We start from the raw sequence: 6,495 nt of genomic DNA, 5'->3' as shown, positions 1-6,495 counted from the left end.
AGACCGCGGGCCGCCACACACCGCGCCAGAATGCGCCCCCGCCACGATGTCATCTGTGGATAACATCCCTGCCTACCACGGCATGCCCTCGCCGGCGTGGCTCGGAGGCCGACACCCGGCAGATAGACCCGACATTCGCGACTAAACTCGTCGACGCCATGGCCGATCGGTCGTTACAGGCCTTGCGCATGTGACGAACGACATGTCGGCGGCGACGAGGCGCCGAGATGAGGACACGAGTGTGACAGGACCACCTGGACGGGATTAGGTGCAATGGCTGTGCTGGCCGACCGTTACGAGCTTGGCGGGCCCCTGGGCTCGGGGGGCATGGCACGCGTCGTCGCCGCATATGACCGCCTGCTGCAGCGCGAGGTCGCCATCAAACTCATCCATGACGCCTACGCGGGCGACCCCGTCAGCCGTGAACGGATGCTGCGCGAAGCCCGTGCCGCCGCCGGGCTGCACCACCCGAACACCGTCATGGTCTTCGACGTCGGGGAGGTGGACGGCCAGCCGTTCATCGTCATGGAACGGATCAACGGCCGTAGCCTCGCTCATCTGTTGCACGAGGACGGCTGGCTGCCGGTCGAGTGGACCACGACCATCGCCGACGCGGTCCTGACCAGCCTGCAGATGGCGCATGAGCGCGGACTCGTGCACCGCGACGTCAAGCCGTCCAACATCCTGTTGCCGGACGCGGGCGGCGTGAAGCTCGCCGACTTCGGCATCGCGAAGGCGCTCTCCGAGTCGACGTCCGGGCTGACCGGGACCGATCGGGTTCTCGGCTCACCCCGGTACCTGGCCCCGGAGCAGGCCGCAGGTCAATCCGCCTCGCCTGCCGGCGACCTCTACTCGCTCGGCGTCGTCATCTACGAATGCCTGGCCGGGCACCCACCCTTCCGCGCCGAGTCACCGCTCGCCCTGATGATGGCGCACCACAGCGAGCGCGTACCGCCGCTGGCCGAGCTCGTGCCGCATGTCCCGCCCGCACTGGCTCGCGTCGTGGAGTGTGCCCTGGCCAAGAGCCCGGCCGAGCGCTACCCCGATGCACGGACGATGCGCTCGGCGTTGCATCAGGCGGTCTCGACGCCCGCACCGCCACCACCGCCTCCGGGCGCCGACGCTCCGCCGTTCGGTTCCACACCGTGGCCATCCAGCACACCGCCGTTACCAGGCTCCACACCCCTGGGAGCGGAAGGCACGCGGGTGCTGGAGCCGGCCGGGGACGGATCAGGACCTGCCGGAGCGGCACCTGCCGCGGCCGCACCGTACGGCTCCGCCGGTGGGCGCCGTAGCGGGCGCGTCTGGCTGGTCCTTGCGGCCGTCGTCGGTATCGCCGTGCTCGCCGCCTCCGCGCTGCTGATCCTCGACGGTGTCCGCGGCGGCGCCGCCGCGGACGGCCCGACCCCAGGGCCGAGCGAAAGCACGACCGGCGGAACCGTCGTGGCAGAGCTCGACGGGCTCGACGCTCTGATCACCGAGTTGGCCATCGATTCCAGCGAGGCAGGTGAACGGGGCGAAGAGCTCTTCCATGAGCTGCGCGCGATCCGGAACGAACAGGACCGCACCGTTCGAGTGGAGGAATCTCGCAGCCTCATCGAAACCGTGTCGCACTGGATCACCGAGTACGAGATCGATCCGGAGGTCGGGCGCCAAGCCGTCGAGACCCTCGCAGACGAGAGCCTGCCCGACACCCCGGAGCTCCATGAGGCGAGCGCGCTGTCCGTCGAGGTCGCCGCTTCCCCGCTGGACTGGGGCGAGGAGGCAGACGACCTGCTATCCGCACTTCACGACCTGCTCGGCACGAGCAGCACGTTCCAGCGCGCGGACCAAGCCCACCGCCTGGTCGAGGATCTGGAGGGGTGGATCGCCGAACGGCAGATCGACGTGACATTGGGCCAGGAGGCGCTCACCGTCCTCAGGCCCTTGCGTAACAGCAGCTAGGGCGCCTCACCGCGCGCCGGATCCGCGGCGCGGTGAGCGCGGTCGTGCTCGACGCGCCACTGTAGCGTCGAGTGCGCCTTCTCTCAGATCCCCGGGTCCCTCTGCTCCCGACCTGTTCGGCATACTCCCCACATGACGATCCCTTCGCTCGCCGCGCTGATGCCCGAAGCCGATGCCGCGCAGGAGCGCACCGTGGCGTTCCGGCGGAAGCTGCACCAGAACCCGGAGATCGGGCTGGACCTGCCGGTGACACGACAGGCGGTGCTGGACGAGATCGCCGATCTGGGCCTGACGCTGCGGCTCTCGGAGACCACCTCCGCCGTCGTGGCCGAGCTCGATGGAGCCCAGCCCGGCCCCACTCTGATACTCCGCGGCGACATGGATGCTCTCCCGCTACAGGAAGACACCGGCCTCCCGTTCGCCTCCGCGGTGGAAGGGGCCATGCACGCGTGCGGGCACGACACGCATGTGGCCATGCTCGCCGGAGCGGCCCGGCTGCTGGCTGCCCGGCGCGAGGAGCTTGCCGGCCGCGTGCTGCTCTTCTTCCAGCCCGGCGAGGAGTCATACCACGGCGCACGCTATGCGCTGGAGGAGGGACTGCTCGACGACACGGACGTCATCGGCGCGTTCGCCCTGCATATCAGCAGCCAGTTCGAGAGCGGAACCATCAACGTGCGGTCGGGGCCGATCCTCGCCGCCGCGGACACGTTCCGGGTGGTCCTCACCGGCCGGGGCGGGCACGCGTCCGCACCGCACGCCGCCAACGACCCGGTGCCGGCCGCCTGCGAGATCGTGACCGCCGTGCAGACCGTGCTCAGCCGCAGGATCAGCACGTTCGATCCGGCGGTGCTGACGGTCGCCCGGATCGCCGCCGGTACGACGTCCAACATCATCCCGGCCAGCGCCGAGATGGAGGGGACCATCCGGAGTTTCTCCGAAGAGACCCGGGACGACATACACACCCGGCTGCGGACCGTTGTCTCGGGTATCGCCGCCGCTCACGAGCTGACCGCCGACGTCGACATCACCCCTGGCTACCCGGTCACCGTCAACGACGAGACGTTCACCGACCGGGTACGCGGCGTCGCCTCCGCCGTGGTCGGCGCGGACCGGGTCGTCGACATCGAGAATCCGCTGATGGGCGCGGAGGACTTCTCTTACGTGCTGGCGAAGTACCCAGGAGCGATGGCGTTCCTCGGCGCCTGCCCCGAGGGCGTAGACCCGGATCTGGCGGCCCCGAACCACTCGAACCTGGTCGTATTCGACGAGCGGTCGCTCGCCTCGGGCGTGGCCACGTATGCAGGCGTCGCGCTCGACTCGCTCCGCCCGACGGCCTGAGCTTCGGCTCGTGTCCGACGGCCTGTGCCAGAGTGGAGCCGTGGACCTCGGGACGGTGCAGCGCGCGTGAATGTCGATCTCTTACGCACGCTGGCATCGGCGGCCGGCGCGCCCCTCCTCGACGACGCGACTCGCTCGTACGGCGTCGAGGATGAGTTCGCTCTGAGCCGCCGGCTACGCCGCGACCACCCTCCGGAGCTGGTGGCCGCGGCGCTCACCCAGGCACGGCTGCGTCAGCGCGCGACAGAGAAGTTCGACGCCGCCGACGCCTGCCGTATGTTCTTCACCGCGGACGGATACGAGCAGGCCACGCGGGCCGTCGTCGCGAACCACCGGGCCGCCCGGGTCGCCGGATGCCTCGGCGGCGCTGAAGGGCCGCGCGCCCGTGTCCTCGATCTGTGTACCGGGATCGGGGGCGATCTGATCGCCCTGGCACGCGCCGGCCTTGACGTGACCGGCGTCGAGGCAGATGAGCTCACCGCAGAGGTGGCCCGGCTCAACATCGACGCACTCGGGCTGGGCGATCGCGCCCGTGTCACCAACGCCGACGCGACAGCGGCGGACCGCAGCGGCTACCCGGCGGTGTTCTGCGACCCCGCCCGGCGCACCGCCCGTGGCAGGGTGTTCGACCCGGACGCTTACCAGCCGCCGTGGCCGTTCGTCGAGGACCTGCTCGGCGAGACGGCGTGCGTCAAGGTCGCCCCGGGCATTCCGCACGGCCGCGTTCCAGACGACGTCGAGGCGGAGTGGGTCTCGGACCGCGGCGAGGTCAAAGAGGCCACGCTCTGGTCCGGCGACCTCGCCCGCCACGACCCGCGCGAAGAGAACCGACGACGCGTCCGGCGACGGGCGACCTTGCTCCGCACGGACGACGACCCGCCCGGCGGCATGGAATCATCTGCCAGCGCCGGCGCACGTGACTGCGCCAGTGCGTACGGCGGCGCGGAGGTTCGCACAGCTCGCGCGCACACGCTGACGGACGTGGACGATCCGGGCGGCGCCGACGTGCACGCACCGGGCCGCTACGTCTATGAGCCCGATCGGGCGGTGATCCGTGCCGGCCTGGTGACCGCCGTCGCCGAGATCATCGGTGGCTGGTTACTCGACCCGTCGATCGCCTACCTCGGCGGGAATGTCCGGGTCGACACACCGTTCGCCCGCGGATACGAGGTCGTGGACACCCTGGCGTATGACGTGAAGCGGCTGCGGCGCTACGTCCGTGAGCACGGCATCGGGATCCTGACGATCAAGAAGCGCGGGGTCGGCATCACGCCCGAGACGCTGCGCAAGAAGCTTCGCCCGGATGGCGGCGCCGAGGCCACCCTGATCGTCACCCGGGTCAGCGGCCGCGCGACGGTCCTCGTCGCCCACCCTCTCCCGTCCTGACCATCATCCCCGTTCACTTTCCGGAACGTTTTCTTCGGCGAACGGCTTGCACTGATCGACCGGTTTAGGTAAGGCTTGGCTCATCTAGGTTAGGCATGCCTAAATTCACCAGAAATCGTCATAACCGGAAGGAATTCGCCCTGTGACACAGCTCGAGGGCCTCGAACTGACCGACCACCATATGCCCGTCGACGCCCCCGGCATGCCCGGTCAACGACCGATGCCAGCACAGCGCGACTCGTCCGCACGCTCGTATCATCAGCGGCTCCCGATCACCCTTGCCTCGGGGCACGGCGCCACTGTCCGCGATGCCGACGGCCACGAGTACATCGACTGCCTGGCAGGAGCCGGCGCGCTGGCACTGGGTCACCATCACCCCGCCGTAGACCAGGCCATCCGGGACGCACTCGACACGGGCGCGCCACTGTCCACGCTCGATCTGTCCACCCCGTTCCGGGACCGGTTCATCGAGCGGCTCTTCTCGATCCTGCCCACGTCGTTGCGGGACGGCCAGATCCTGTTCTGCGGCCCGAGTGGCGCCGACGCCGTCGAGGCGGCCGTGAAGCTGGCCCGGACCGCGACCGGCCGGAGCGGCGTCCTCGCGTTCGGCGGCGGCTACCACGGCATGACCCAGGGAACCCTCGCACTCACCGGCCGCCGCTCCGCGAAAGAACCGCTCGGGGCTCTCCTCCCTGAGGTACACCACCTGCCGTTTCCGACGGCCTACCGCTCACCGTTCAGGAACGGACACCAGGCCGGCCACCGCGGTGCGCCTTCCCCTGCCGGTGCCACGGCCACGCAGGACAGTGACGTCGCTCGCGCCACCGAACTGGCGGGCGGACTCGTGCGATGGGCGCTCACCGACGACCACAGCGGGATCGCCGCGCCGGCCGCCGTCGTCGCCGAGCCCGTACAAGGCGAAGGAGGCGTGCATCCCATGCCGTCTGCCTTCGCGACGACGCTGCGCACCACCACCCGCGACACCGGTGCCGTCCTCGTCGCCGACGAGGTCCAGACCGGGCTCGGCCGCACCGGCGCACTCTGGGCCAGCGAGCCGATCGGCTTGGACCCGGACATTCTGGTGATGTCCAAGGCGATCGGGGGCGGCCTCCCTCTGGCCGTCATCGTGCACCGCGGCGACCTTGACTCCTGGGGACCCGGCGCGCATGCCGGCACGTTCCGCGGCTCCACGCTGGCGCTGGCCGCCGGAGCGGCCACGATCAAGGAGGTCGTCGTAGCCGGGTTGCCCGAACGTGCGGACGAGCTCGGCCGGCGCCTGTCCGACGGCTTGCGCAGCGTCACCGGCGACGATCCGCGCGTCGGCGAGGTCCGTGGTCGCGGCCTGATGGCGGGCGTCGAGCTGGTCGATCCACAGACGCCGGACGGCTACGGCGTGCCGCGACCCGACGGCGCCCTCGCCACCGACGTACAGCGGGAGATGCTGCGTCGCGGAGTCATCGTCGAGATCGGCGGCACCCACGACGCCGTCGTGAGATTTCTTCCGCCGCTGGTCATCAGCGAAGAGCAGATCGACCGCGTGGTCGACGCCTTCGCCGCCGCGCTCGCGGCCCGTCCCGTGATCGCCGAGGGTCGCGGGAGTGATCATGCCTGAGAGTGCCCGGGCATCCGAGCCCGGCGACTCCCCATATGCCGGGCTCCCTGAGCTCCTCGATGACCATGCGGGCCCCCAGTTCGACTTTCTGGACGGCAGCACGGCGGCGGGCGACGCGTTACGCAGCGCCGTCACGTCAGTGGTGGACGCCGTCCTGTCCAGCCGGCACGGCCCGCCGTTCCCCACGACGGCGCCGGGGCGCCTCCGCGAGGTAC

The 6,495-nt window shown here is 70.3% G+C and carries 5 protein-coding genes; all 5 read left to right on the top strand.

Annotation, left to right across the window (positions count from 1 at the left end):
* The first annotated feature begins 273 nt into the window (after positions 1-273).
* Entirely contained in the window at positions 274-1,944 is a 1,671-nt protein-coding gene (locus ELR45_RS26180; RefSeq protein WP_129668962.1) for a serine/threonine-protein kinase, read from the top strand.
* Between the two features lie 132 nt (positions 1,945-2,076).
* Positions 2,077-3,282, top strand: coding sequence for a M20 metallopeptidase family protein (locus tag ELR45_RS26175; protein ID WP_129668961.1), 1,206 nt, complete (start codon positions 2,077-2,079; stop codon positions 3,280-3,282).
* Between the two features lie 66 nt (positions 3,283-3,348).
* Positions 3,349-4,668 carry a THUMP-like domain-containing protein gene (locus tag ELR45_RS26170; protein WP_205857299.1) on the top strand — a complete coding sequence of 440 codons (1,320 nt, stop codon included), beginning with the start codon at positions 3,349-3,351 and terminating at the stop codon, positions 4,666-4,668.
* 142 nt (positions 4,669-4,810) lie between these two features.
* A complete protein-coding gene (locus ELR45_RS26165) occupies positions 4,811-6,280 on the top strand; it encodes an aminotransferase class III-fold pyridoxal phosphate-dependent enzyme (protein WP_129668960.1) in 1,470 nt (489 codons plus the stop codon).
* Positions 6,273-6,495, top strand: a 223-nt coding sequence (locus tag ELR45_RS35840) for a hypothetical protein (RefSeq protein ID WP_165368111.1), incomplete at its 3' end; no start/stop codon positions are given. The genes ELR45_RS26165 and ELR45_RS35840, both read left to right, overlap by 8 nt.

Origin of the sequence: Phytoactinopolyspora endophytica (assembly GCF_004138495.1) — a bacterium.
GTDB lineage: Bacteria > Actinomycetota > Actinomycetes > Jiangellales > Jiangellaceae > Phytoactinopolyspora > Phytoactinopolyspora endophytica.
The sequence above is the reverse complement of the archived record's forward strand: the minus strand, read 5'-3'. Positions and strand labels throughout refer to the sequence as shown.

Bases quoted from the DNA above. Each gene is read 5' to 3' on its own strand.
- ELR45_RS26180 (WP_129668962.1), top strand. From the start codon at position 274: ATGGCTGTGCTGGCCGACCGTTACGAGCTTGGCGGGCCCCTGGGCTCG.
- ELR45_RS26175 (WP_129668961.1), top strand. From the start codon at position 2,077: ATGACGATCCCTTCGCTCGCCGCGCTGATGCCCGAAGCCGATGCCGCG.